Genomic DNA, 26,426 nt, shown 5'->3' with positions numbered 1-26,426 from the left:
CGGGAGATTTGTTTTTTAGCTACTTTTGTTGAGAAGAAATCAAAATCACAAATGAATAAAAAAGACTTACGAATCGTTTTCATGGGTACTCCCGATTTTGCTGTGGAAAGCCTGCGGGTTCTTGTCGAAAACGGATATAATGTAGTGGGTGTAATCACTATGCCCGATAAGCCCGGAGGACGGGGACACAAGATACAATATTCGGCGGTAAAGAGATATGCCCTTGAGCATGATTTGCCTTTACTTCAACCCGAAAAGCTGAAAGATGAAGTTTTTCTGAACGATCTGAAGGCTTGGAATGCCGATCTGCAAATTGTGGTGGCTTTCCGTATGCTTCCCGAAGTGGTCTGGGATATGCCGCGTATGGGTACTTTCAACTTGCATGGTTCGCTACTTCCGCAATACCGGGGTGCTGCACCTATCAACTGGGCGATTATCAACGGCGAAAAGGAAACCGGAGTAACTACCTTCTTTCTCACACACGAAATAGATACAGGTAAGATAATCCTTAGCCAAAAGCTGAAAATAGGGGAGGAGGATAATGCAGGTAAAATCCATGATGAGTTGATGCAGATTGGAGCACAACTGGTTCGCCGTACTGTAGACCTGATATTGGAAGATAAAGTAGATGCAGTGGCACAAGAGCAGTTATTTGTAGACGAAAAGGAACTTAAAGCAGCCCCGAAGATATTCAAAGAAACTTGCCGGATAGACTGGAATAAACCTGTGAATGAAATATATAACCTTATACGCGGATTGTCGCCTTATCCTGCCGCATGGACGGAGTTGCACGAGGAAGGAAAAGAAGTGCAGGCGGTAAAAATATATGCAGCGGACAAGATATATAAGGGGAAGGCCCATCCAATAGGCTATATCCATATAGATATGATAGAGAATGAAGATATTGATTTCGAAAAAGGATATATGTATGTAGGTTGTGTCGATGGCTATATCAAAATCAAAGAATTACAGTGGCCGGGAAGGAAAGCAATGACAACTGACGAATTTTTAAGAGGATATAAAGATAAATTGGGGAAAAGTCCTCGTTTTGTATAATATCTTTATCTATACTGAGAGTTGAAAATAGAGAAGTGAAGAATGGGAAAGTTTTGAACTCTTGAAATATTCGTAATTAGGGATAAGCTAATTGATAACTGAAAAATGTGTAACTTTTGTTACCTTTTAACAATATAAAAACAATGCAGAAAGTTATAAAATCAAACAACCTCAATAAAGATTTATCACATATCCTTAGCCAACTGGCTTTTGATAAGTTGTTTATCCTGACAGACGAAAACACGGAAAGGTTATGCTATCCGCTGGTGAAGGATAATGAGCAGATGACACGGGCAGGTAAGATAATAATAAAGGCAGGAGACAATAATAAGAATATAGAGTCCCTGTCGTCGATATGGAAATATCTTTCAGAGAACGGAGCAACACGTCATTCCCTGCTTATCAATCTGGGAGGAGGTATGCTCACCGACATAGGCGGATTTGCAGCGGCAAGTTTCAAACGCGGCATAAAGTGCATTAATATACCTACCACCTTGCTCGGAGCTGTGGATGCAGCAGTAGGAGGAAAGACCGGAATCAACTTCAATGGGTTGAAAAACGAAATAGGAGCTTTTGCTCCCGCCGAGACGGTTTTAATCGACTCTGTGTTTTTCCGTAGCCTCGACCATCAGAATTTCTTGTCGGGCTATGCCGAAATGGTTAAACACGGGCTTATTGACAGTGATAAGGAATGGAAAGCGACTTTGTCTTTCGATACCGAAGAAATAGATTATGAAAAACTGAAACAGTTGGTTGTTGATTCGGTTGCAGTAAAGGAACGTATTGTTGAAGTAGACCCTTTCGAAAAAGGCATCCGTAAGGCGCTGAATCTGGGGCATACCATCGGCCATGCATTTGAGAGTCTTTCTTATGAAATCGGCAGGCCTGTGCAGCACGGCTACGCTGTCGCGTGGGGTATTGTCTGTGAATTATATTTATCGCAGAAACAGTGTGGTTTTCCTAAAGATAAGTTGTATAAGACCGTCTATTTTATAAAGGATAACTATGAGGGGTTCTTTTTCGACTGTGATCATTACGAGCAATTATACGAATATATGAAGCATGACAAGAAGAACGAATCGGATACTGTGAATTTCACCTTCCTGTCGGATGTGGGTAAAATAGAAATCAACCGGACCGCAACTAAAGAAGATATATTCGATTCGATTGATTTCTTAAGGGAAAGCGTGGGGCTTTGATTATCAAAGGATGACAGGTAATACTTCGATCCAGTAATCATCCGGGTCGTTGATGAAGTACAGCCCCATATTATGATTTTCGTAGCAGACGCATCCCATTTCGCGATGGAATTCCCGCACCTGGTCGTAATCTCCTTCTACACGAATGCATAGGTGACTTTCGTTGTCTCCCAGTTCGTATGGTTGAGGATGGTCTCTAAGCCATGTCAGTTCGAGCGAGAACGAGTTGAAGTTGTCGCCCAGATATACAAGTATGAATGAACCGTCACCGGCCTCCTTACGTTTTATTTCCTTTAGTCCGAGAGCTTTATGGTAAAAAGCTATACTCTTGTCGAGGTCGGTTACATTGATGTTGAAATGGTCAAATCTTCCTTTTATTTCCATAATGGTCTTGTTTTGATGATGAACTACAAAAATAAGCAATAGATAGAATTTAATGACATATTATCGGATTATAACTTATTTTTGCTGTTTCTTGCCCAAATAATAGACAGGTATGCGACCTTAGCTCTATTAGTTATACTTTTTATGGATAATTCCTATCCTTGTTTACATTTGATGCTTTAGCTTATTTCTTGCTGCACTCTCTAAGGCTTGCTCTCACTTTTAGTATTGCCTAAAAGTAAGCAAAAAGCTATCGCCTCATATCTTTATAGACAAGGTACCTGTCAGAAGGGCTAGAGTAAAAGGTGAAAACATATTCGATCATATAAACCCTTGTCCCTTGCCCTTGTAGGGAAGATACAAAGAGGGTACTAGTTCGTAAATTAAACTAATAGCTAACAGCGTTTTTCACTATAGATAAATGAGTTGGAGTTGGAAACCGATAACAATAAAGATTAAGATATATGGATTTACTTAATAGCAGTAATCAAAATTGTGAAAATCAGAAAAGAATGTATCTTTGTTAACAATAATAATTAACCCATCACAAAACCATGGAAGCAGAAATGTTGTTGAGAGATCCGGATATTTTCCCGTCCGAAAAAGTGCTGCAGAACGCGTTGGGAGAAAGTGTGCACAATGTGCTGGCTTCTTTTCTTGAAACGATTACAAATGAAGAATATGCGCTGTCTATTGAATGGCGGTACTATAATGATGGGAAAGCATGGCTAGGCAAAGTGCTTTATAAGAAGAAAACGGTACTGTGGCTTTCGGTCTGGGATGGACTATTCAAAACATCTTTCTTTTTTACGGAGAAGCACCTCGAAAAGATTGCCGCTCTGGACATCGCCAAGACTATTAAAGATGAATTTGCAGGGGCTAAACCGGTAGGTCGCCTGCTCCCAATGATTTTTGATGTAAGTAATCAGGAACAAGTAAAAGATCTGCTAACAGTCGTTCGTTTTAAAAAGAGCTTGGTCTGATCTCGTATCAAAACACTTCTCACTTTTCACTTTTAGTTTTTAACTTTATCTTACCTGATTGCATTTCAAGAACTCCCCTATCCGTCATAAAACGGATGGCTCCGGTTACATCCTGCAACCGGTAATCAGGCAATGCATCTGTTACATCATCTACGGATCGCTCCCCGTCCTTGAGCAACGCTTTTATATCCAATGATATCTTATTGAACTTTGCATTCGTCATTCCCGAATCGTTCTTTGCCAGGCAAACATCACATTGCCCGCAATCACTGATATCTTTCTCATTGAAGTAAGACAACAAAATACGGCTGCGACACATCTCTTCCTGCTCTGCATAGTGGCTCATAGCCAGTATCCGCTTTTCGAAACGATCCTTACGGTCTTCGTTTACAAGACGTGGTATAATAAGGTATTTCTTATCCACCCGCTGACGGGTGTATGCTATCAGAGGCGTCTTTTTATGCGGGATATAATCGATGACATTGCGCTTATCCAGCATTTTCAGCATTTCATAGACAGCTTTCCGGCTTTTGTCTGTCTTCAGGCCTATTTCGGCCTCGTTAATGGTTACATAATTGGTAAATAAGCCTGTGTAAAGGCGGAGGATAGTATTTATGAGTTGCTCATATTCCCGCTCGAAATCGTAATGATACAGATCATCCCTGTAAACTGTAAACATCAGCCGCGAACGGTTATCTATCTCGTCGGTATACTCGATATAGCCTGCCAGATCCAATATCCTGAGTGCATTATGAGTAGGCAGAAGAGGATATTTGTAAGTAGCGCAGAACTGCTGTATATTAAAATCATATACCATACCCACCCCGAAGCCTTCAGCCACCTGAAAAAAGTAAGCGAGCGAATCATATACCTGAGAGATAAATTCCCGTTCGGGAAACTCATCCCTTATACGCTTTTTCAATTTAACACTATCATTCTTATGGTATAAGATGACTGCAAAAGCCTTTTCCCCGTCGCGTCCCGCACGCCCTGCTTCCTGAAAGTATTCTTCCACCGAATTGGGCAGGTCGGTATGCACTACCAGCCGCACATCCGGCTTATCTATTCCCATACCGAATGCATTGGTACAAACAATAATGCGCTTTTCGTTATTCTTCCAGCAGCCCTGCTTCCGTGATTTATCCTCACTGCTCAGTCCGGCATGATAAAAATCGGCGGAAAAACCTTGTTGTATAAGAAAATCCGACATTTCCTTCGTCTTCTGACGGCTGCGCACATAGATGATAGTGGAACCCTTTATTTTCTCAAGCAAGTGGACAAGTTCCTCCGGCTTATTTTCCGTATTACGCACTATATAGGCCAGATTCTTACGCTCAAAGCTTTTCCTGAAGACATTCTTTGCACGGAAGTGCAATTGTTCCTGGATATCATCTATCACCTCCGGGGTAGCTGTCGCGGTGAGAGCCAGAACAGGCACATCGGACAGATGTTCGCGAATAGATGCTATCTTGAGATAGGACGGACGGAAATCATAGCCCCACTGGGATATGCAATGCGATTCGTCAACAACCAGCAGACAAACATTCATATCGCGAAGTTTACTCAGGAATAGTTGAGTAGCCAGTCGTTCGGGTGATACATAGAGGAATTTATAATCACCGAAGATGGCGTTTTCAAGCGTAGTGATAATCTCCTGCCGGGTCATCCCCGAATATACGGCCAATGATTTTATATTCCTCTGACGCAGGTTATCCACCTGATCTTTCATCAGAGCGATAAGCGGAGTGACAACAAGACAAAGACCTTCCATTGCCATCGCAGGCACCTGAAAGGTCAGTGATTTTCCTCCGCCTGTGGGCATCAGCCCCAGCGTATCTTTTCCCTGGCTGACGGAATGAATAATATCTTCCTGTAAAGGGCGAAACTCGCCGTAACCCCAATACTGTTTGAGTATTTTGTGATAGATATCCATTCTCAATTAGCAAATTAGCAGATTAGCAAATTCGGAAATGAATTGATATTTGCTAATTTGCTAATTTTCAAATTTACTAATTAATTTTTCATCGGACGTACTTCTATCTTAATATCGGTACCATCCAAGGCTTTACCTATTTTCTCCTGATCGAATTCCGACATATGATACGGATAGAGCACTTTCGGCATCACCTTTTTAGCTGCATCCACAAACATGTCGTCTGTCATTGTATATGGCAGGTTCTTAGGCATGAAAGCAATATCGATGGTACCTTTCAGTTTATCCATCTCCGGAATATTTTCGGTATCCCCGGCAACATATACTTTTTTATCGCCAAATGTAAAAATATAACCATTGCCCCGTCCTTTAGGATGGTATGCTTCTCCGTCAGGTTTCTTATTTACAGCATTATAAGCCGGAACGACATCGATCATTATTCCGCTCCATTCGGTCTTATCACCATTATTTACCACATTGCCATATCCGAGTATACCGTTGCATACCTTCGATACTATATAGTGCGTATCAGCCTTTTTAACTGCGTTGATGGCCGCTGTATCGAGATGATCGCCATGCTCGTGCGTCAGGATAATCAGATCGGCCTTAGGTAATCTGGAATAATCTGCAACTTGAGAATAAGGGTCTACCTGAATAACTTTTCCTACAAATTCAAACATAACCGAGCCATGACCTACCAGTGTTACTTTCAGCGGGCCTTTGCTCGTTTCGTAGCTGTCAGCTTTTATATATTCCGCCTGTTCCATACTCAATGTATCCGTGGCTTTATCTCCGGCATTTGACGTAGTGGCCTTGTTACCGCAGGCAACGAAGGAAAATAAAGCGATTGTTAATGATAATACTAAAGATTTCTTCATATTCTTGTCATTTAGTGTGAATCCGAAAGCTGTCCTGTATCTATATCCTTGACATAGAGCTGAATATTCGTCTTGCCGTTGTGCGTATTTTCCTCCAGTGTATAGCAGATATCAAATGGCCTGCCATTTTTTACCATCTCACTATTGGCACTTTGCCGGAAAGCGATGCCATTCACCGGAATTGTAGTCGTTTTATCTATCATTTCCAGTTTCAGGTGTACATTATCTTTTCCCACGGGTTTACTTGTACCATAATCCTGTACATCCCATGTGACGAATATAGGGTTCAGGTTTTCCGGTCCAAAAGGCGCAAAACCGGCCAGGTCACTTATAAATTTCGGCGTAATCTCTTTAAATGAAAGTTCCGCATCTATACAAATCTGGGGACGCATCATTTCAGGCGCTATCATTTCAAGCGATAAAGCCTCAAAACGGCGCTGGAATTCAGCCAGATTCTCTTCTTTCAGCGATAAACCCGCGGCATAAGTATGTCCTCCGAAATTTTCCAGGATATCTTTACAGGCTTCTATGGCCTTGTATACATCGAAGCCCATTACCGAACGGGCAGACCCGGTGATCAGTCCCTGGGATTTGGTCAGCACCACCGCAGGGCGCAAATACTTCTCGGTAAGGCGCGACGCTACAATACCGATAACGCCTTTATGCCAAGTTTCATCATAGATCACCAGACTTTTCTTTTTCGACATATCTACCGTTCCGTCAATAAACTGTATCGCTTCGTCTGTTATCCGCTTATCCAGCTCGCGACGGTCGTCGTTATAATGGTCTATATTGGCGCTCTTCTCCCGTGCATCTTCTATCGTATTGGCCAGCAGCAAGTCTACGGCCTCTTTACCTTTCATCATCCGCCCCGAAGCATTGATACGGGGTCCTATCTTGAAAATAATATCATTCACGGTAATACCCTTGTAGGTAAGCCCGCAAATTTCGATTATTCCTTTCAAACCCAGGCTGGGGTTGGAATTAATCTGCTTTAAACCGAAATATGTCAACACCCGGTTTTCACCTGTGATGGGAACAATATCCGAAGCTACACTGACTGCAACTAAGTCGAGCAAATCTGTCAGCTCCGAAAAATCTATCTTATTATTCTGAGCGAGTGCCTGCACCAACTTAAAACCTACCCCGCATCCTGAAAGATGCTCGTATGGATATGTCGAGTCTATACGTTTGGCGTCAATAACAGCAACCGCGTCGGGAAGTATCTCGTCGGGCATATGGTGATCACCGATTATAAAATCAATCCCTTTGCTTTTGGCATAGGCGACTTTCTCAATGGCTTTAATGCCGCAATCAAGAGCGATAATAAGTTTTACACCCGTCTCTTCGGCGTAATCTATCCCTTGTTCCGATATTCCGTACCCTTCATCGTAGCGGTCGGGGATATAATAATCAAGGTTAGTTGTGAATTTCCGCAGAAATTTATACACAAGCGCGACGGCGGTTGTTCCGTCCACATCATAGTCACCGTATATCAATATACGCTGCTTTTGTCCCAACGCTTTCTCAATTCTCTTGATAGCTTTGTCCATATCGGGCAAAAGGAAAGGATCGTGTAAATCTTTCAGATTTGGATGAAAGAATTTATATGCATCTTCGGAAGATGATATTCCTCTCTGTATCAAGAGCTGACAAAGAACAGGGCTAATGCCTAATTTCTTAGCAAGATCATCTCTCTGCTCTTTTTGCTGGGTTGTTAGGGCTTCGTAATTCCATTTGTAAATCATTTTATATCGTTTTTTCTTTCTTCTGTCTCAGTGAGGCTAATTAACATATCTCAAACATGCGCAAATGTTAATATGCTCTGAATATCAGCCTCGTATAGCGCCATTACAAGCAGTAAGGGTAGTTTGCTATCAATTTGTAAAGATAATATATATATGTGAAAACGCTGTTAGTGATTCTTATTTTTATTTTTTATTTTATTATAATAATCTATAATGAGGATATGTTTATAGTCCGGTTCTATTACTTTTATAATAGATTTTTGATAAATAAAAAAGTCCTGTTTCCAGGACCTTAATGTGTATTGTGACCAACAAGTAGATTAATTTGTTCAGAATTCAATATCCTCGCCCCGTTGTTGCCACTGGACAGCCTTACTTCCCTTTGCTGCAGCGTAAGGGGCAAAAGCTGAGGCCTTGTCATACGCTTCGCCGAAATGCATAGGAGCTATACTGTTTATTTGTATTGCATCTATAAATTGTTCAGCTCCCTTCATATAGTCTTTACCCAAGCGTGGGTCGATAGGGAACATCGCTATATCAATATGCTTTACATTGGCGGCAAGCAGGTTCAGTTCATCTTGATAGAAGGCTTCGGCCTCCCGTATTTCGTCTTCAGTGGACTCTTCATTCCAGTGCCAGTTGTTAAGGTCTCCGGCATGGAATATGGTCTTGTCCTTAATATGAATAAGATACGACACACCTAAGTCGGTAGAGCCGAATGCACGGATAATGACATTCTGGTCTTTATACACTTCCAGTTTGTCAAGGTATATGGCGTCATCTTCTTTGGCCATTTGATTGTCCAGGATGTCTTTCGAGAAGATGTATGTGATATCCTTCTTTATAGCTTTCCATTTCAGTATGTCGGGGTTGAAATGGTCGGCATGCGAATGAGTGGATAGCACATAGAGCTTTCCTTTATTTTTCAGGAACTTTTTATGTACGATGCCTTCACGGAGATTGTCTTCAGAGTCTTTATAATAGTCTATAATGATCGTAAAGTCTTTTTCCTCAATAGCATATCCGCTATGGTAAATGTATGTAAGTTTCATTTTCTTTCTAATATATAATTGGTGCCTGCTGTTTTAACAATATACTCGTCATTTAGTTCTAACAGCCAACTTGAAGTTTTGATAAGGTTATCTTCTACCTGCATATTTCCGGCGGGGACGGTTGCTTGTCTCCAGTTATTAGCTAAGAGGCATGCACCCTTGGTAACGGTTAGTTTACCCCATTTGTCTATAAGCCTGAAGCCATCCGAATATACAGTACCCTGTTCGCCCAATGATAATACATTGTTTGGATTGAAGCCTATATTGGGTTGTGATAGTGGAAGTATAAGAATAGGTCTTTGAGTGAACATCTCCATATACAGAGATAGTAATTGGTCTTTTTCTTCTTTTCGCTTTACCTCAAATTCAAGAATGGCTTCATAGTCATACTCTTTCCTGATCTTTTCCTGTGTATTATTTATATCATCAGGAAGTTCTGTCTGATAAGCGGTTTGAAGTAACTTACCTAAGTCGCCATTGTATTTAATGCTTTTCCTCCATTCCATATTGGTCTTATCAAGCAGGTAACCGTAAATAAGACCTGAGGGATAGGCAAATGACCGAACATATGAAGGATTGTTCGAAATCCTTTCTTTCGAGAGCAGAACCTGCTGCTTCAGTGCATCCTCAGATGGAGCACACAGCGTGTGGGCTGTATACTCAGACAGCCCTTCATGCAATTCGAACAAGTTTTCATTGACGGCAGAGTTATCATACAGGGAACGGCGATATGCTCTGAATATAAGTGCATCGTTTATGTATCTCCTGCAAAGAGCGGTGTCATTGCCTTTAATGGCTTTTTCCAGTGCATTCCATTCCAACTTGAAGTATATCCTTGCCTGCATATCATCTGCATGGCTATTGTTGTAGCCTACGCCTTCCGGCAGGGATAGACCTAATTCCGGTTGACGGTAATGGAACATTTCGTGAATAATCAGTACCTTCCTGCTATATTCTTCATCGGTAAGAGGATATATAACCATTGTGAACTCTTTTCCGCCGAAGAGTGTCGTTGAATTGGCAATAATCTTATTTGCCGGGAATTTCCCCCTGTATATTTCTTCATCTTTCCGTAATAAGCCTTCGTTATCCATTTCATTCGATACTAACTCCAGTGTCTGAGGATTTATAAACAGGGTGGGAGCATAGATTGGTATCCCCCATAATTTGCTACTGTCTCTGTCAGAGATGGCTTTCGCTTCTTTATAATATTGGCTTGCTTTGTCTCCCGGAATACTGTTTTGACTGATAATCAAACTAATGTTAATAAGGTTCAATAGCACAATTGTTGCTATAAGTTTCATAGAGATTCAATTTAATAAAGGTAGATAATAAACTTTACTAACTCAAATGTAAGGTATATGAAACCGGATACAAAGAGAGATAACGCTGCGTAACACTTTGTAACACAATATGCTTATTTCTTATTCAACTTGCTATGTTTTATTCCGTAAGCAAAGTAGATAACAAAACCGATCAACATCCATATTATTAACCTTAACCATGTGTCTAAAGGCAAAGCGACCATTTGAGACAGGCAAATCAAAGCGCCCAGTATTGGAACTAAGGGTACCCATGGTGTTTTGAACGGGCGGTTAACATCAGGGCGGGTCTTGCGTAGTATCACAATAGAAATACATACAAGTGTAAATGCCATCAACGTTCCGATAGAGACAAGTTCTCCTAGTATATTGATAGGCAATAACCCTGCAATAAGACCTACAGCTATACTTGTTACAATGGTCGAATTATGAGGTGTATTGAATCTTGTATGTACTTTAGAGAAGAACTTCGGTAGTAGTCCGTCCCTCGATATTGTATAAAAGATACGCGATTGGGCCAGCATCATTACTAATATTACCGAACTTAAGCCGGCAATTGCTCCTATTTTGATAGGCATTCGTAACCAATGTAATCCTTCTCCTCCTTTATCTATTGCCAATGCAATAGGGGCGGGAACACTTAGCTCGGAATAATGTGTTATTCCTGTTAAAACGGCCGTTACCGCAATATACAGGATTGTACAAACAAGGAGGGAGATAAGTATACCTTTCGGCATATCCTTTTGTGGATCTTTTGCTTCCTGTGCTGTCGTAGATACGGCATCGAATCCGATATATGCAAAAAATATGACGGCTGCTCCGCGAAAAATACCGCTCCAGCCGAAATGTCCAAATTCACCTGTGTTTTGAGGAATGTATGGTGACCAGTTGCTTGTGTCTATATATGATAATCCGAAGCCGATGAAAAGTAGGATGACAACTACCTTTACCACAACTATGATATTATTTAATGTTGCCGATTGGCTTATACCTCTTATGAGTAATACCGACATAATGGCAACGATAAACATTGCAGGGAAGTTAATTATACTACCCGTTGTAAACCATCCATCGGCACTGGTGTGGTCGAAAGGCGCCATGCGCAGATTCTGGGGTATGTGTATCCCGAAGTCGTCAAGGAAACTTACAAAATATCCCGACCAGCCCACGGCCACAGTCCCAGCGGTGAACAGATATTCCAGAATCAAGTCCCAACCTATAAACCATGCGAAAAACTCGCCCAATGTAGAATAACTGTATGAATATGCGCTGCCGGCAACAGGAATCATAGAGGCGAATTCAGCATAGCAGAGTCCGGCCATAGCACAACCCAAAGCAGAAATAATAAAAGATATGGTAAGAGCAGGCCCTGCATAATTAGCGGCAGCTGTTCCCGTGAGAACAAAAATACCTGTACCTATAATTGCTCCTATACCTAATGCTACAAGGTGTCCGGTGGTCAGGGTTCTTTTCAACCCACCTTTCTCTTGAAGAGAATCCTGTAATAAGGTTGTTATATCTTTTTTTCGGAATAACTGATGTTTCATAGTTTTCATTATATATTTTATTTTCAAAAATAATACTTTTTGAAATATAAATCATTTATATAGTATCAAAATGATTTTATATGTTTTGTATTGTTGATAAAAATATTTTTTTTTAATCTTTTAAAGATATATTGTTTTGGAATATACCGGGTTTGTAGAATGTAAAATATGTTGTAAAACATATTCTGATTCAAGGTTATTTGTTTATATGGTTAATTTGTTTTTATTCAGATTTTTATGTGAGTTTTAGTAGGGTGTATGTTCGCACACATATTTTGAAGTTAGGTTATATATTAGTTATTTTGTTAAAGTTTTATCAAAGAACCTATTTAATTTAAGAAATTCGATATCTCATTCACCCGGATAATGTTCATTCTATTCACACAGAAATAAATATAAGAGATATGGAGCAGTTAAGCTATATCTCAGGATAACAGGTGTATATGTCCAGATAACAGATGATGCGATTTTAACTCTAATTTAAACTCAAAATACTAAATCATGGTAACACGCAGAAATTTTTTGAAAAGAGCCGCAGTAGCCTCAGCCGGGCTGGCTGTCGGTGGCATTGGTACAATGAATGCCGAGAGCTACAACCGGATTGTAGGGGCAAACAGGAAGGTTAATATCGCCTATATTGGTATTGGTAACAGGGGCGAACAGATTATTGGGGATTTTGAAAAAACGGGACTTGTCAATGTTGTTGCTCTTTGTGATGTGGATATGGGAGCAAAACAAACACAGAAAGTAATCGCTAAATATCCGAAGGCCAAACAATTTAAGGATTTCAGGGTAATGTTCGATAAAATAGGCAACGAGTTTGAAGCTGTTGCTATAGCTATACCCGATTTTGCACATTTTCCGGTAACGATGATGGCTATGGCGCATGGAAAGCATGTATATGTGGAAAAACCTATGGCACGCACATTCCTTGAGGCCGAACTGATGATGCAGGCAGCCCGTAAATACCCGAATGTAGTGACACAAGTGGGTAATCAGGGGCATTCCGAAGCTAATTATTTCCAGTTCAAAGCCTGGCAGGATGCAGGGATTATCAAAGATGTAACCTCCGTAGTTGCCCATATGAATAATCCTCGCAGATGGCATGGATGGGATGTAAATATATATAAGTATCCCGAAGCACAACCTATACCCAGTACATTGGACTGGATGACATGGCATTGTGCTGTTCCATATCATGAATACAGTGATAAATATCATAACGGAGAGTGGCGTTCATGGTACGATTTCGGGATGGGGGCACTGGGAGACTGGGGCGCACACATTCTCGATACGGTACATGAGTTTCTCGATTTAGGTTTACCTTACGAGATCAATCCAATAAAACTGACAGGACATAATGACTATTTCTTCCCTACAGACTCTACGATTCAGTTTAAATTTGGTCCGAGAGGAGAAATGCCGCCTTGCGACATTATGTGGTATGATGGAGTAAATAATCTTCCTCCAATACCGGAGGGATACGGAGAGTCGGCTCTAGATCCTAATATTCCGGCTTCCGGAGCAGGTGAAATCAAGAAAACAACGATTAATCCGGGTAAGATTATTTACAGTAAGGAATTAACCTTTAAAGGAGCATCTCACGGTAGTACGCTTTCTATTATTCCTGAGTCCAAGGCTAAGGATATGGCATCGAAACTTCCGGAAGTTCCAAAAAGCCCTTCAAATCATTTTGCTAACTTCTTGCTGGCTTGTACTGGAGTTGAGAAGACCCGTTCTCCTTTCGAGATACACGGCCCTCTCAGTCAGGTATTCTCTCTAGGTGTGATGGCACAGCGTTTAAATACAAAGTTCCATTTCGACAGCCGTACCAAGCAGATAACAAATAATGCTTTCGCTAACGCGATGCTTACCGGTATTCCTCCACGTAAGGGTTGGGAAGATTTTTATAAAATATAAATTATGAATTATAAGTTATGGGTTTCAGAAAATAGACTTATTTGAGCTCATAACTTGTTGATTATATTAAATTAAGATGAACAAAAATATATTATTAGCCATTTTCCTTTTGTTTACAGCAGCAATATCCGCACAGGAGAAATGGGAACCATTATTTAATGGGAAGAATCTGAAAGGCTGGAAAAAGCTCAACGGGAAAGCTGAATATAAAGTTGTGGATGGTACTATTGTCGGTATCTCGAAGATGAATACCCCCAATACTTTTTTAGCTACAGAGAAGAACTATGGAGATTTTATCCTTGAGTTTGACTTCAAAGTAGATGACGGATTAAACTCCGGCGTGCAATTTCGTAGCCTGAGCCTTAAAGATTATCAGAATGGACGGGTACATGGCTACCAATTCGAAATAGATCCTGCCGCGCGTGCGTGGACAGGAGGTATTTATGATGAAGCGCGTCGCAACTGGCTTTATCCTATGACTGTAAACCCGCCGGCGCGGACAGCCTTTAAGAACGGTCAATGGAATAAAGCGAGAATAGAGGCTATCGGCAGTTCTATCCGCACATGGGTAAACGGTATTGCTTGCGCTAATATCTGGGACGATATGACGCTTGAGGGATTCATAGCATTACAGGTTCATGCTATAGGAGATAAAGCTCAGGAAGGAAAAACCGTGAGTTGGAAAGATATCCGCATTTGTACTACGGATGTAGAAAAATACAAGACTTCGGATGCTAATGATGCCCCTCAGGTCAATTGTATCGTAAATACAATTTCGCCTAAAGAAGCAAAAGAGGGCTGGGCTCTCTTATGGGACGGAAAAACCACGAACGGCTGGCGTGGAGCTAAAATCAGTAATTTCCCGGAAAAAGGCTGGGTTGTTGATAATGGTATATTGAAAGTATTGAAAAGTGGAGGTGGAGAATCCACTAATGGTGGAGATATCGTTACCACACGTAAATATAAAAACTTTATACTAAGTGTTGATTTTAAAATTACAGAAGGTGCTAATAGCGGTATTAAATACTTTGTGAATCCGGATCTGAATAAAGGTGAGGGATCTGCTATCGGTTGCGAATTTCAGATTCTAGATGATGACAAGCATCCTGATGCTAAATTGGGTGTAAGAGGAAACCGCAAACTGGGTTCTCTTTACGACCTCATTCCGGCGCCGGAGAATAAGCCTTTCAATAAGAAGGAATTCAATACAGCCGTTGTTGTGGTAAAGGGTAATAAAGTGGAGCACTGGCTGAATGGCGTGAAGATACTGGAGTATGAGCGTAATAACGATATGTGGAAGGCTTTGGTTAATTACAGTAAATACCGTGATTGGCCAAACTTTGGAAATACTGCCGAAGGTAACATTCTTTTACAGGATCATGGTGATGAAGTGTGGTTCAAGAATGTGAAGATCAAAGAATTGAAGTAATTTTGTTTTGAATAATAGAAAAGCCCGGATAGATTATATGTCTGGGCTTTTTGATTTATGTGTAATTACTTTATATTGCTTGCTTTTAATCCTTTAATGACAGCCGAAGTAAAGCCCGCGTGCTCCATTTCGTTCAATCCTTTTATTGTGATTCCTCCGGCTGTAGTAACTTTGTCTATCTCCGCTTCGGGATGATTCCCATTAGCTTCTAGCAAGTCGATTGCCCCACGAAGTGTTTGCAAAACGGCATCTTTGGCCTGATCCGGATATACCCCCATTTCAATACCTCCTTCCATAGCTGCCCTGATATACCTGAATGCAAAGGCTATACCACACGATGTAAGCGAAGTTATAGCCGGAATAAGTTTCTCTTCCACAAATTCAACTTTACCAAGTTGAGAAAAGATGCGGAACACTTGTTCGCGTTGTTCCTTATCCGCATTCTGTGATGCAATATATGTCATGCTTTGGCGCACGGCTATAGCGGTGTTAGGTACAACACGGAATACAGGTTGACGCGGACTGGTCCATTCCTGTAGTTGAGCCAATGTAACAACAGCCGCAACAGATACGATTAACTGCTTAGGATTTTCCAATAAGGCCTTATGTGTTTTCAGTACTTCTTCTACCATCCACGGCTTAACAGCAATAATAAGAATATCTGCCGTAAGCAGTGAGGAGTAATCAGCTACTACAACATTTATATCTTCACTTACCTCCCTCAGCCGGGGTACATTCTTCCCTTTATGGTCGATAACGGTTATATCTTGAGGCTGTAGGCCTCCACTTACTGCTAAGCCACAGGCTATGGCTCCTCCCATGTTTCCGGCTCCGAGAATAGTTATTTTCATATGATCATTCTGTTTTAAAGGATGTATGGAAATTTGCATGACAAAACAATCCTGTATTTTGGTGAATTACAATCCATGCTCATTTTCATATTAATCACTGTTTTGATAAAAACAAAGGTAGCAAAATTTACATTTTTCCGAGTACTTTCTCCAAATACGCTTTCAATATATTTGCATGATTATAGACCGGCTCTCGGGACGCGTATAACAGCGTAACAATATTGTGCGATTCTATTTTTTTAATAAAATCCTTTACTTCATCCGCCCGATCCAATTCTTTTTGGTACATAGTCACAAAATCATCCCACCTGTTTTTTATATCTTCATGAAACCATTTACGTAAATTAGGAGACGGGGTAATATCTTTTGCCCATAAGTCGTATTTCAGATGATCTTTTCTCATACCTCTGGGCCACAGGCGATCAACCAGTACACGGAAACCATCATCATTTTCAGGATCTTCGTAAACTCTTTTCAATTTTATTTCTATCATATGCTGTGAAGTTCTAATATTATAACCTATTAATTTTAGAACAATAGAATATCTTTTTTGTTTGATAAGGATCATCCAGATGCAATCCTAGTACTTAATTTATCTCAAAAAATTTCTTTTTTTTCTAATAAATAAACAGATGGTAGATAATTATTACATTTTACTTACTTTTGTGCAAACTTTAGTTTATGATAGAACGGCTTTTCAAGAAAAAAGATATATCGGCAATACTTAGTGAACCTACAGAAACTAAGGGAGGGCTAAAAAGAAGCCTTTCGGCAACAAATCTCGTAACTCTGGGGATTGGTGCAATAGTAGGAACCGGGATTTTCGTTATCACCGGACAAGCTGCAGCCATGTACGCCGGACCTGCATTGACGATCTCATTTGTTATTTCGGCCCTCGGTTGCATTATGGCAGGCCTGTGTTATGCGGAATTTGCCGCCATGATACCCGTATCGGGCGGAGTATATTCATACAGCTATACGACAATGGGTGAAATTTTGGCCTGGTTTGTAGGCTGGATATTGATTCTTGAGTATCTTTTCGCCTGCTCAAGTGTCGCTGTAGGATGGTCGGGCTATATGCTAAGTTTACTCGACGGATGGGGTATCGATTTCCCTGACCAGATCGCCGGTGCCACATTCGACCATCTGAAAGACGGGAGCTGGGTATGGACAGGGCGTATCATCAATTTTCCTGCGGCATTTATCGTAGCCATAGTATCCGCTTTTCTGATCGGAGGTATCAAACAGTCAGCATTCGTTAATAACATCATCGTTGTTATCAAAGTTAGCGTAATCCTTCTGTTTATCGGGTTTGGCCTTTCGTATATAGACACAAGCAACTGGACACCATATATACCTGAAAATACGGGAGATTATGGAAATTTCGGATGGACGGGTATTCTCAGGGGTGCAGCAGTGGTGTTCTATGCATATCTGGGATTCGATGCTCTGTCTACCGCCGCAGGAGAGGCAAAAAATCCTCAGAAGGATATGCCAAAGGGCATCTTGTTCTCACTACTTATATGCGCGTTACTATACATAGCCGTAACTACAGTGTTGACAGGAATAGTCAATTATAAAGACTTGAATGTAGACGCACCAATAGCACTTGCTATAGACCGTACCGGCGAAAGCTTAGCCTGGTTAAGCCCCCTTATCAAACTCGGAGCGATCGCAGGGCTTAGTTCGGTAATCCTGGTTATGATGCTAGGACAATCGCGGATATACTATTCTATTTCTAAAGACGGGCTGTTGCCGAAGGTGTTTTCGAAAGTAAACGATAAACATGGAGTTCCTCATAATGCAACTATTTTTGCCAGTATCGTTACAGCGTTGATAGCCGGACTCTTTCCACTCCATGTTCTCAGTGAGCTTGTATCCATAGGTACCCTGATGGCCTTTACTATTGTCTGTATTTCTATTGTTATACTGCGTAAAACGCAACCCGACCTCAAGCGTCCGTTCAAAACGCCTCTTGTGCCATTCATTCCTTTGGCCGGAGCTGCGATCTGTATTGTACAAATGCTGTCTCTGCCATGGAGTACCTGGGAACGGCTTATCGGCTGGACCGTGATAGGGTTTGTCATTTATTTTACATATGGGATAAAGCATAGTAAACTGAATGGTATTAATAAGAAATAATTAATTGTTCAACTACATTAGGCGTTTTTCGTGACTCGGCATAACCAAAATAAATTTTGCTTCTGCTCTCGCTACTTAAAACGTCCGTTTTTTATTGACTACACTTCGTTTCGTCTGAATGTTCATTTTGGCATTGCCCAAAACGAACCAAAAGGCTAGCGCTTCGTTCCTCGGCGACCCAACACCGCAGCTTCGGTGGAGCAAAATAATACAGAATCATCTTTAGCCGGATTATCAGCCCAGTATAGCAGCTACCGTATTTTGCTCTACACCTCCACTTTACGGATTGGGTGCCCGCTTGCGTCACTAATGCGCAGGGGCGGACGCCATAGTGAGGACAAAGCCCTTAAATCAAATATGCGTCGGCCTTGTCGTGCGTCTAAGCATTTTTGATTACTTCTTTTGCTTAGAAAAAAAGTAATACAAGTAATCTTTGATTGCGCATAGCTGAAAAAAACGAACATTAAAACATAACTACAGATTTGAATTTATAACTGATTTCTGTAACTTTCCTTGCTTCTTAACGATATATGGTTAAGAAATATGAAGTGCTCTATTTAATATTTATTTATATTTTCACCGTTGTTTAATTCGTTTTTTGTTAAACGAATACACAATTATATTATCTTTGCACTATTATCATTCATATTAGAATATGGACATTTTCATATCAATTTTAATTACTCTTTTATTCGTATTTCTTAATGGTTTTTTTGTTGCGGCAGAATTCGCAATAGTAAAAGTTCGGTCTTCCCAACTTGAATTGAAAGCTCAGGCAGGCAGTCGTGCCGCCGCCCTTTCAAAAAAAATAGTCACACATCTCGATTCCTATCTGGCTGCTACCCAGTTTGGTATTACCATTGCCAGCCTTGCTTTAGGTTGGATCGGTGAGCCTGTGGTATCCAAGATAATCAAAGAAATAATCGGACTGTTCAATATTGAACTTGCCCCGTCTGTACTCTCTACAGTATCGCTGATTACCGCGTTCATTATAATCACTATATTGCATATCGTACTAGGAGAATTAGCTCCTAAATCATTAGCTATCCAGCGTTCGGAACAGACAACACTTGCCGTCGCGTATCCTCTGCATGGTTTCTATTGGATTTGCCGTCCGTTTATTTGGTTACTGAATGGTATTGCCAATCTTGTACTCAAGATGGTTGGACTGCATACTGTTTCGGAACAAGAAGTATATAGCAGCGACGAGTTGCGATATCTGGTAGATCAGGCAAAGGAAAGCGGGAAGGTAGACAGTACCGAATTTGATATTATCCAGAACGCATTTGACTTCTCGGAACGTACGGCGCGCCAGATAATGGTTCCGCGTACGCAGGTGGTATCTATAGACGTGAACGATTACGATGAAAAGACATTGGAATTTGTAATAGAGGAAGGATATTCCCGTATCCCGTGTTACGAGGATAATATAGACAATACCATTGGGGTAGTCCATCTGAAAGATATATTGAAAAAGATGCGCATTAGTAGCGGAAATGTGAATATCCGTTCTATTATAAGGCCGGTTTCATTTACACCCGAGACAAAACGTATTGGTCAGCTATTGAAAGAGTTTCAGGTAAAACATCAGCAAATAGCGATGGTGCTGAACGAATATGGCGGAGTAGAGGGCGTTATCACTATGGAGGATATACTCGAAGAACTTGTCGGGGAAATACAGGATGAGTATGATAATGAAATCCCGTTTGTAGAGCAAACAGGGGAAAATACATATTCGGTAATAGCCACGGCTGCCATATCCGATATTAATGATGAACTTCCGCATCCGATAGATAAAGATAAGCAATACGATACACTTGCCGGATATCTTATTGATAAATTTGGGCGTATTCCTAATACACATGATAAGCTGGAAGCAGAAGATTACCAGTTTACGGTAATAAAGAAAAATAAAACATCGATTGTTGTGGTTCAGCTAAAAGACTTGGTAGCAGAAGAGGAAGCAGATGATGCTGAACAATCAAAGACCACTCAAATCTGATCAGAACGGAATAATGGATTTTAAACTTCAATATACTGACGGGCAAACCAAAGCCAGAGCAGGACTTATAACAACCGATCACGGACAGATAGAGACACCTATTTTTATGCCGGTGGGTACTCAGGGGGCGGTGAAAGCCGTACATATGACCGAATTGAAAAATGATATCGAAGCGCAGATAATTCTGGGGAATACGTATCATCTGTATCTGCGTCCGGGATTGGAAATACTTAAACAGGCAGGTGGTTTGCATAAGTTTAACAGCTGGGACAAACCTATACTGACCGACAGCGGAGGGTTTCAGGTATTCTCTTTAGCCGAAAACCGGAAACTGACAGAAGAAGGCGCCATATTCCGGTCTCATATCGATGGTTCGAAACATTTTTTTACACCCGAATCCGTTATGGATATTCAGAGAGTAATAGGGGCGGACATTATTATGGCTTTCGATGAATGTACGCCGGGAGATGCCGATTATGCATATGCAAAAAAGTCTCTTGACTTGACAGAACGGTGGCTCGACCGCTGCTTTACCCGGTTTAACGGCACTGAATGTGAATACGGGTATAAGCAGGCCTTATTTCCTATTGTGCAGGGATGTGTCTATCCTGACTTACGCCGAAGAGCCGCAGAAAATGTAGCCTCGAAAGGTGCGGACGGGAATGCGATCGGAGGATTGGCTGTGGGCGAACCTACCGAAAAAATGTACGAGATGATTGAGGTGGTAAACGAAATACTTCCGGCCGGTAAACCCCGTTATCTGATGGGAGTGGGTACTCCGGCAAATATACTGGAAGCCATTGAGCGGGGTGTGGATATGTTCGATTGTATTATGCCTACCCGTAATGGTCGCAACGGGCAACTGTTTACCCGTAACGGTATAATGAATATGCGTAACAAGAAGTGGGCAAACGATTTTTCTCCGATCGAAGAAAATGGAGCGTCATTTGTTGATACTTTATATACAAAAGCATATCTTCGTCATCTGTTTATTACCAATGAAATATTGGGATTACAGATAGCTTCTATACATAATCTGGCTTTTTATCTGCAACTGGTCAAAGATGCACGTGAGCATATTATTGCAGGAGATTTCTCCGGTTGGAAGAGAGAAATGGTAGAGAATGTTTCAAGAAGGATATAAATAATTAATTAAGAATTAAGAATTAAGAATTAAGAATTAAGAATTAAGAATTAAGGATAACTTGTCTACTTGTAACCGCCCATAGGGCAAAGTGATTGAAAATGAAAATACTTTCGATACTCGACAGATATATTATTAAGAAGTTTCTGGGGACTTATATATTCTCCATTATTCTTATTATATCTATTGCTGTCGTATTCGATATAAATGAAAAGCTGGATAAGTTTCTGGATAAAAAGGCTCCGCTGACAGCGATAATATTTGATTATTACGTCAACTTTGTGCCCTATTATACAAACCTGTTTAGTGCTTTGTTTGTATTTATAGCCGTTATATTTTTTACATCGAAACTGGCAGATAATTCTGAGATTATCGCCATGTTATCGAATGGGATGAGCTTTAAACGGCTGATGAAGCCATATATGATATCGGCGGGAATAATTGCGGTCTTTTCATTTGTTCTCAGTAGTTTTATAATCCCTCCTGCCAATGTGACCCGTATCAAGTTTCAGAACAAGTATGTCAGGGACAAGAGCGTGGAATATGCTTCAGGTATTCAGCTTCAAGTGGATAAAGGTGTTATTTTATATATAGAGCGATTCGATAATAAGACGAAGGAAGGATATAACCTGTCTCTCGATAAAATTGAAGATAAGGAACTTAAATCGCGTTTGACAGCTCAACGTATAAAATACGACAGTGCATATCACTGGGAACTGTATAACTATAAGATACGTGAATTGCAGGGAATGAGAGAGGTTATCAGCAACGGAGATAAAATAGATACGACATTGAATGTTGTGCCCAGCGATTTCCTCATATCTGTAAACGATTTTGAGCAAATGACCACCCCTGTATTATATAAATATATACAGAGGCAAAGAGATAAAGGTATTGCAACTGTGGGCGATGTGAGTATTACTCAATTCGAGATTGAATTTCACAAACGCTTCGCTTCTGTATTCTCTGCGTTTATCCTCACTATTATAGGAGCTTCTTTGTCGGCCCGTAAAGTAAAAGGTGGTATGGGGCTGAATATAGGTATAGGATTAGGACTTAGTGTATCATACATTATGTTCCAAACGGTTAGTTCCTCATTTGCTGTATCGGGGACTATGCCGGCATGGCTTGCTGTGTGGATTCCGAATCTGGTATTTATGGCAATAGCCGCGTATCTATACTCCAGGGCTCCGAATTAAGAGTTAAAATTTATACATATGAGTACTGTAAATTATGACCTTAGTAAGATTAAGGCATTTATATTTGATGTAGACGGGGTTTTGTCCCCCGATTCTATTCCTTTGTCTTCTGAGGGAGAGCCGATGCGTATGGTGAATATAAAAGACGGGTATGCTATAAACCTTGCTGTTAAACATGGATATGGTGTAGCAATCATTACAGGAGGCGATACGGAGGCTGTAAGACTGCGTTTCTCTCGCTTGGGGATAAAAGATATCTATATGAAGTCGAAGATTAAAATACACGACTTTAACGACTATATTCAGAGGACAGGATATAAGCCGGAAGAGATTATGTATGCCGGTGACGATATACCTGATTATCATGTAATGCAATCGGTAGGATTGCCTGTTGCCCCAGCTGATGCAGCACATGAAATAAGAAACATAGCCCGGTATATTTCACATTGCAAAGGTGGGCATGGAGTCGCCCGTGATATAATAGAGCAGGTAATGAAAGTACATGGTAAATGGATGAGTGAGGAAGCTTTCGGCTGGTAGTAGTATATTTACCGATTAGCTCATTCTGTGAATATTTTCGCTTATCAGCTTATATATTTCCTTTATCTTCTCGTCTTCTATCATTTCCATATGCTTGTCAATGATGTTCTTGTCGTAACGGATGGCGGGGCCGGTTTGTGCTTCACCGGGAGTTAATGAATGTACCTTCGATGCGGTTTCATCTATAAGAGGTAAGGCTACCTCAAAGGGAAGATTCGCTTTCTTCAGGAATAGTTCGGACAGAGCGTACATATGATTGGTGAAGTTGCACGCAAATACCCCGGTCAGGTGTATATATTTCCTGTCTTTGGAGGATAGTTCAGATACTTTACCCGATAGTTGGCTGGCGATAGCGTGTAATATATTCAGACTTTTTGTATCGGATGCTTCTACAAAAACAGGAATATCAGCCCATTCTATAATTCTGTCTTTACTGAATGTCTGAAATGGATAGATTACTCCATAGCTACCTGCGTATTTACTGAATATATCTAAAGGTACGCTTCCCGCGGTATGAATCCATATGCCATCGTTTTTGGGTAATTGAGAAGCTATACTGTCCAGTACAGAATCTTTTACCGAAAAGATATACAAATCGGCATCATTGATTACCGAAGCGATGTCTGTAGTAGGGACAGCATGTACCTGTTCAGCTAAGACGGATGCAGCCTCCAAAGTACGACTGTATATCTGTATGATATCAAAGGATCTTCTATACAGTTCCCTAGCCAGATGGGTAGCCACATTTCCGGCACCTATGAATACAATTCTCATCAGTTTTTCTTTGCGGTCAGTACCATTGCTACACCTGCTATAATCAGGCCTAATGGGACTATCAGATTGGAATAATTACTCAGCCAGCCGAAGAACAAGTCGGCATTAAGTATGATGCCTATTCCCAGAAATATCCAGCCAAGCATCTTTTTTGGTTGTGTAATAAGAAAGACGATTCCTCCTATAAGGAAGAATACACCGACGCTGATAAGTTTTTGTCCGTAAGGTATCTGCCTGAGAAACCCTAGCTTGTCTAATAAGAATAATACACCGAAGATAAGGATGGTTATTCCGTAAGATAGACGGTCGTTGGATGCTTTATTCGAACTTGTTGCCATAATTTTATTCGGTTAATTGGTCTATATTAAATTTACCGATATGTATCTTCTCCCACTGCAGCTTCTCTTCATCGAAAGGCGGACGTTCCTGAGCTTTGTGTCCTATTGCTATTACAGATAAGACCTGGAGTTGCATCGGGATGTCGAATAGTTCCCTGATATATTCATCAGATGGAGTATCACTCATCGTATATCGTTCGCGTACCTGTACCCAGCAGCTGCCCAGGCCTAAGTCTTCAGCTTGTAACTGTACCATGATGGATGCTATAGAAGAGTCTTCTATCCATACATCGCTGGTCAGAGGGTCGGCTAGTACGACAATGGCCAAAGCACATCCGGCAATTAATCTGCTACTCGATTTTTTGCAATACGACAGCTTATCCAGCATTTCCTTATCTTCTATCAAAAGGAATTGCCACGGATTGGCACTTTTAGAAGAAGGAGACATCAATGCAGCCTTCATTATCGTTTCCACCTGTTCCGGGCTAAGCGGCTCATCCGTAAATTTACGAGTGCTGCGCCGGCTTATTATTAATTGTTGAAAATCAGTCATAAGAGAATATGTATTTAGCGTCTGGTAAGATGTTCTATCTCATCACCGAGTTCTTCTACACTTTTAACTCCTTCCGTACTATTGCTACGGAGTAATATATTCAGTGTCTGCATGATTAACTTTATGTCGAGAGCCAGAGAATAACCATTGATATACAATAAGTCATATTTTAATTTGTCTCTTACGGAAGTATTATATTTTCCCTGAACCTGAGCCAACCCTGTCAGTCCGGCCTTTACTCTGTGGCGGAGCTTATATTCAGGCATTTCTTCACAAAACTGTTCAACGAAAAACGGACGTTCGGGACGTGGGCCAACAATACTCATATCCCCGATAAGGATGTTAAATATCTGAGGAATTTCGTCCAGGCGTGTCGCTCTCAGTATATGACCCAGTCTGGTAATGCGTTTATCTACTTCCTGAGCTAATACAGGACCGGAAATGGCTTCGGCATTCTCAACCATTGTCCTGAATTTGTATATTTTGAATACCTTATTGTCACGGGTAATCCTTTCCTGTACATAAAAAGCCGTACCTCCTCCTATTTTCAGAGCCAGATAAACAAATACAAACGGGATGAAGAATATAACGAGTGCCATACTTCCTAAAAGAACATCGATGATCCTTTTAGTTGTTTCACTTCCTTGCGAAAGACCGAATTCTCTGACATCTAATACAGGAGAATCGTCTATTTGAAGGAAATTGGCGTTAAATTGGAGAATCTCCAGATTTTTTGGCTGATAGAGAACCGTATGGTTATTTTCAACACAGTAAAGTATTATTTCCTGCTTCAATGATTCTTCTACGTCTTCTGTAATGAATGTAATATCACATTCGTCAATCAGTTCATACACTTTAGGATATGCCGGCGAACAGACATGCTTGATCTGAGACCACATTCCTCTCGATTCCAGTAGTTTATAGGCGAGTGCCTGAGACTTTTCATAACCAATGACGAGTACCGATTTTCCCTTGTTTACCCGGAAATACATACGGCTGGCAAATAGATGCCAGAAGGTTATGACTACAAGCTGAAAGATGGTACCAGCCAAAAGTATACTTCGGGGAAATGCAAATTCCCGGATAAAGAAGCTGATAGCCATTGTTGTAAATAAAAGCGATCCTACTGCCAATACAACAGTGTAGCCAACTCCAAAAAGAGTAAAGTCTTTTGGCTTGTCAAGTTCGAATATGTGGCTTAGAATAAGATAGCTAATGATAATGAAAGGTATACTCGCCTTAAAAGCATTGTAGTTGAGCGTAAAATTATCCAAAGCATCTTTGAACAGATAAAAGGCTAAGATGTATGAGCCGTAAATCACAGCCAAATCTATCAGGGGGATTATAATCCTATATCCCCTATACCCGAATATCTTTTCTAAGATCTTATTCATTCAATGTATTTTAATAATCTTAAGAACAAACAGGGTTA

The 26,426-nt window shown here is 40.7% G+C and carries 23 protein-coding genes; 10 read left to right on the top strand and 13 right to left on the bottom strand.

The genetic code is table 11. The annotated features are described in order from the left end of the window. Positions 1 to 51 precede the first annotated feature (51 nt). Both fmt and aroB read left to right on the top strand, forming a co-directional pair. Positions 52 to 1,056, top strand: a complete 1,005-nt coding sequence (gene fmt / locus IR083_RS03120; protein ID WP_194223193.1) for a methionyl-tRNA formyltransferase — start codon at positions 52 to 54, stop codon at positions 1,054 to 1,056. A 143-nt stretch (positions 1,057 to 1,199) separates the two neighbouring features. Further along, positions 1,200 to 2,255: a 3-dehydroquinate synthase gene (gene aroB, locus IR083_RS03115; protein WP_194223192.1), complete on the top strand. Its 1,056-nt coding sequence runs from the start codon at positions 1,200 to 1,202 to the stop codon at positions 2,253 to 2,255. A gap of 3 nt (positions 2,256 to 2,258) precedes the next feature. Here the strand turns inward: aroB and IR083_RS03110 are convergent, their stop codons facing one another. After that, entirely contained in the window at positions 2,259 to 2,639 is a 381-nt protein-coding gene (locus tag IR083_RS03110) for a VOC family protein (protein WP_044215294.1), read from the bottom strand. 554 nt (positions 2,640 to 3,193) lie between these two features. On the opposite strand from IR083_RS03110, the gene IR083_RS03105 reads away from it, so the two are divergent. Then, entirely contained in the window at positions 3,194 to 3,622 is a 429-nt protein-coding gene (locus IR083_RS03105; protein WP_006797663.1) for a DUF3788 family protein, read from the top strand. Between the two features lie 19 nt (positions 3,623 to 3,641). Here IR083_RS03105 and IR083_RS03100 read toward each other — a convergent pair whose 3' ends face one another. From IR083_RS03100 to IR083_RS03075, 6 genes are all read right to left on the bottom strand, one after another. Continuing rightward, a complete protein-coding gene (locus IR083_RS03100; protein ID WP_194223191.1) occupies positions 3,642 to 5,555 on the bottom strand; it encodes an ATP-dependent DNA helicase RecQ in 1,914 nt (637 codons plus the stop codon). Positions 5,556 to 5,635: 80 nt separating this feature from the next. Beyond that, a complete protein-coding gene (locus IR083_RS03095) occupies positions 5,636 to 6,433 on the bottom strand; it encodes an MBL fold metallo-hydrolase (protein ID WP_194223190.1) in 798 nt (265 codons plus the stop codon). 11 nt (positions 6,434 to 6,444) lie between these two features. Continuing rightward, the gene (gene recJ / locus IR083_RS03090; RefSeq protein WP_006797666.1) at positions 6,445 to 8,181 is read right to left on the bottom strand and encodes a single-stranded-DNA-specific exonuclease RecJ; all 1,737 of its coding nucleotides are present in this window, start codon (positions 8,179 to 8,181) and stop codon (positions 6,445 to 6,447) included. 329 nt (positions 8,182 to 8,510) lie between these two features. After that, on the bottom strand, positions 8,511 to 9,233 hold the full coding sequence (locus IR083_RS03085) for an MBL fold metallo-hydrolase (protein WP_194223189.1): 723 nt from the start codon (positions 9,231 to 9,233) through the stop codon (positions 8,511 to 8,513). Next, positions 9,230 to 10,537, bottom strand: coding sequence for a hypothetical protein (locus IR083_RS03080; protein WP_194223188.1), 1,308 nt, complete (start codon positions 10,535 to 10,537; stop codon positions 9,230 to 9,232). Before IR083_RS03080 ends, IR083_RS03085 begins: the two co-directional genes overlap by 4 nt. Before the next feature lie 113 nt (positions 10,538 to 10,650). Further along, complete coding sequence (locus IR083_RS03075) at positions 10,651 to 12,102, bottom strand: amino acid permease (protein WP_044215384.1); 1,452 nt, start codon at positions 12,100 to 12,102, stop codon at positions 10,651 to 10,653. A 501-nt stretch (positions 12,103 to 12,603) separates the two neighbouring features. Here IR083_RS03075 and IR083_RS03070 point away from each other — a divergent pair. After that, the gene (locus tag IR083_RS03070; RefSeq protein ID WP_006797670.1) at positions 12,604 to 14,022 is read left to right on the top strand and encodes a Gfo/Idh/MocA family oxidoreductase; all 1,419 of its coding nucleotides are present in this window, start codon (positions 12,604 to 12,606) and stop codon (positions 14,020 to 14,022) included. A gap of 76 nt (positions 14,023 to 14,098) precedes the next feature. Further along, positions 14,099 to 15,451 carry a DUF1080 domain-containing protein gene (locus IR083_RS03065; RefSeq protein ID WP_194223187.1) on the top strand — a complete coding sequence of 451 codons (1,353 nt, stop codon included), beginning with the start codon at positions 14,099 to 14,101 and terminating at the stop codon, positions 15,449 to 15,451. A gap of 65 nt (positions 15,452 to 15,516) precedes the next feature. Here the strand turns inward: IR083_RS03065 and proC are convergent, their stop codons facing one another. Beyond that, positions 15,517 to 16,302, bottom strand: a complete 786-nt coding sequence (gene proC, locus IR083_RS03060) for a pyrroline-5-carboxylate reductase (RefSeq protein ID WP_006797672.1) — start codon at positions 16,300 to 16,302, stop codon at positions 15,517 to 15,519. A 127-nt stretch (positions 16,303 to 16,429) separates the two neighbouring features. Beyond that, on the bottom strand, positions 16,430 to 16,795 hold the full coding sequence (locus tag IR083_RS03055; RefSeq protein WP_194223186.1) for a DUF488 domain-containing protein: 366 nt from the start codon (positions 16,793 to 16,795) through the stop codon (positions 16,430 to 16,432). 188 nt (positions 16,796 to 16,983) lie between these two features. On the opposite strand from IR083_RS03055, the gene IR083_RS03050 reads away from it, so the two are divergent. The 5 genes from IR083_RS03050 (at position 16,984) to IR083_RS03030 (ending at position 23,329) form a co-directional block, all read left to right on the top strand. Continuing rightward, positions 16,984 to 18,444 carry an amino acid permease gene (locus IR083_RS03050; protein ID WP_006797674.1) on the top strand — a complete coding sequence of 487 codons (1,461 nt, stop codon included), beginning with the start codon at positions 16,984 to 16,986 and terminating at the stop codon, positions 18,442 to 18,444. Between the two features lie 655 nt (positions 18,445 to 19,099). Beyond that, on the top strand, positions 19,100 to 20,446 hold the full coding sequence (locus IR083_RS03045; protein ID WP_006797675.1) for a hemolysin family protein: 1,347 nt from the start codon (positions 19,100 to 19,102) through the stop codon (positions 20,444 to 20,446). Between the two features lie 13 nt (positions 20,447 to 20,459). Beyond that, positions 20,460 to 21,590 carry a tRNA guanosine(34) transglycosylase Tgt gene (gene tgt / locus IR083_RS03040; protein WP_044215385.1) on the top strand — a complete coding sequence of 377 codons (1,131 nt, stop codon included), beginning with the start codon at positions 20,460 to 20,462 and terminating at the stop codon, positions 21,588 to 21,590. Between the two features lie 101 nt (positions 21,591 to 21,691). Beyond that, complete coding sequence (locus tag IR083_RS03035) at positions 21,692 to 22,789, top strand: LptF/LptG family permease (protein WP_006797677.1); 1,098 nt, start codon at positions 21,692 to 21,694, stop codon at positions 22,787 to 22,789. 18 nt (positions 22,790 to 22,807) lie between these two features. Beyond that, positions 22,808 to 23,329 carry a KdsC family phosphatase gene (locus IR083_RS03030; protein ID WP_006797678.1) on the top strand — a complete coding sequence of 174 codons (522 nt, stop codon included), beginning with the start codon at positions 22,808 to 22,810 and terminating at the stop codon, positions 23,327 to 23,329. Positions 23,330 to 23,344: 15 nt separating this feature from the next. Here IR083_RS03030 and IR083_RS03025 read toward each other — a convergent pair whose 3' ends face one another. From IR083_RS03025 to IR083_RS03010, 4 genes are read right to left on the bottom strand one after another with little or no spacing between them, the layout of a single operon-like run. Continuing rightward, entirely contained in the window at positions 23,345 to 24,103 is a 759-nt protein-coding gene (locus IR083_RS03025) for a Rossmann-like and DUF2520 domain-containing protein (RefSeq protein WP_006797679.1), read from the bottom strand. Further along, a complete protein-coding gene (locus IR083_RS03020) occupies positions 24,103 to 24,441 on the bottom strand; it encodes a LiaF transmembrane domain-containing protein (protein WP_006797680.1) in 339 nt (112 codons plus the stop codon). Before IR083_RS03020 ends, IR083_RS03025 begins: the two co-directional genes overlap by 1 nt. Positions 24,442 to 24,445: 4 nt before the next feature. Continuing rightward, positions 24,446 to 24,994 (bottom strand): nitroreductase family protein, encoded by a 549-nt coding sequence (locus IR083_RS03015; protein ID WP_194223185.1) that lies wholly within the window; start codon positions 24,992 to 24,994, stop codon positions 24,446 to 24,448. Positions 24,995 to 25,008: 14 nt separating this feature from the next. Further along, positions 25,009 to 26,388, bottom strand: coding sequence for a sugar transferase (locus IR083_RS03010; RefSeq protein WP_006797682.1), 1,380 nt, complete (start codon positions 26,386 to 26,388; stop codon positions 25,009 to 25,011). Positions 26,389 to 26,426: the final 38 nt, after the last annotated feature.

This window comes from Dysgonomonas sp. GY75 (assembly GCF_015234155.1).
GTDB lineage: Bacteria > Bacteroidota > Bacteroidia > Bacteroidales > Dysgonomonadaceae > Dysgonomonas > Dysgonomonas gadei.
This window is presented reverse-complemented; position numbering and strand designations above follow the sequence as displayed.

Excerpts from the sequence above, each read along its gene's own strand:
- fmt (WP_194223193.1), top strand. The coding sequence starts at position 52 with ATGAATAAAAAAGACTTACGAATCGTTTTCATGGGTACTCCCGATTTT.
- aroB (WP_194223192.1), top strand. The coding sequence starts at position 1,200 with ATGCAGAAAGTTATAAAATCAAACAACCTCAATAAAGATTTATCACAT.
- IR083_RS03110 (WP_044215294.1), bottom strand. The coding sequence starts at position 2,639 with ATGGAAATAAAAGGAAGATTTGACCATTTCAACATCAATGTAACCGAC.
- IR083_RS03105 (WP_006797663.1), top strand. The coding sequence starts at position 3,194 with ATGGAAGCAGAAATGTTGTTGAGAGATCCGGATATTTTCCCGTCCGAA.
- IR083_RS03100 (WP_194223191.1), bottom strand. The coding sequence starts at position 5,555 with ATGGATATCTATCACAAAATACTCAAACAGTATTGGGGTTACGGCGAG.
- IR083_RS03095 (WP_194223190.1), bottom strand. The coding sequence starts at position 6,433 with ATGAAGAAATCTTTAGTATTATCATTAACAATCGCTTTATTTTCCTTC.
- recJ (WP_006797666.1), bottom strand. The coding sequence starts at position 8,181 with ATGATTTACAAATGGAATTACGAAGCCCTAACAACCCAGCAAAAAGAG.
- IR083_RS03085 (WP_194223189.1), bottom strand. The coding sequence starts at position 9,233 with ATGAAACTTACATACATTTACCATAGCGGATATGCTATTGAGGAAAAA.
- IR083_RS03080 (WP_194223188.1), bottom strand. The coding sequence starts at position 10,537 with ATGAAACTTATAGCAACAATTGTGCTATTGAACCTTATTAACATTAGT.
- IR083_RS03075 (WP_044215384.1), bottom strand. The coding sequence starts at position 12,102 with ATGAAACATCAGTTATTCCGAAAAAAAGATATAACAACCTTATTACAG.
- IR083_RS03070 (WP_006797670.1), top strand. The coding sequence starts at position 12,604 with ATGGTAACACGCAGAAATTTTTTGAAAAGAGCCGCAGTAGCCTCAGCC.
- IR083_RS03065 (WP_194223187.1), top strand. The coding sequence starts at position 14,099 with ATGAACAAAAATATATTATTAGCCATTTTCCTTTTGTTTACAGCAGCA.
- proC (WP_006797672.1), bottom strand. The coding sequence starts at position 16,302 with ATGAAAATAACTATTCTCGGAGCCGGAAACATGGGAGGAGCCATAGCC.
- IR083_RS03055 (WP_194223186.1), bottom strand. The coding sequence starts at position 16,795 with ATGATAGAAATAAAATTGAAAAGAGTTTACGAAGATCCTGAAAATGAT.
- IR083_RS03050 (WP_006797674.1), top strand. The coding sequence starts at position 16,984 with ATGATAGAACGGCTTTTCAAGAAAAAAGATATATCGGCAATACTTAGT.
- IR083_RS03045 (WP_006797675.1), top strand. The coding sequence starts at position 19,100 with ATGGACATTTTCATATCAATTTTAATTACTCTTTTATTCGTATTTCTT.
- tgt (WP_044215385.1), top strand. The coding sequence starts at position 20,460 with ATGGATTTTAAACTTCAATATACTGACGGGCAAACCAAAGCCAGAGCA.
- IR083_RS03035 (WP_006797677.1), top strand. The coding sequence starts at position 21,692 with ATGAAAATACTTTCGATACTCGACAGATATATTATTAAGAAGTTTCTG.
- IR083_RS03030 (WP_006797678.1), top strand. The coding sequence starts at position 22,808 with ATGAGTACTGTAAATTATGACCTTAGTAAGATTAAGGCATTTATATTT.
- IR083_RS03025 (WP_006797679.1), bottom strand. The coding sequence starts at position 24,103 with ATGAGAATTGTATTCATAGGTGCCGGAAATGTGGCTACCCATCTGGCT.
- IR083_RS03020 (WP_006797680.1), bottom strand. The coding sequence starts at position 24,441 with ATGGCAACAAGTTCGAATAAAGCATCCAACGACCGTCTATCTTACGGA.
- IR083_RS03015 (WP_194223185.1), bottom strand. The coding sequence starts at position 24,994 with ATGACTGATTTTCAACAATTAATAATAAGCCGGCGCAGCACTCGTAAA.
- IR083_RS03010 (WP_006797682.1), bottom strand. The coding sequence starts at position 26,388 with ATGAATAAGATCTTAGAAAAGATATTCGGGTATAGGGGATATAGGATT.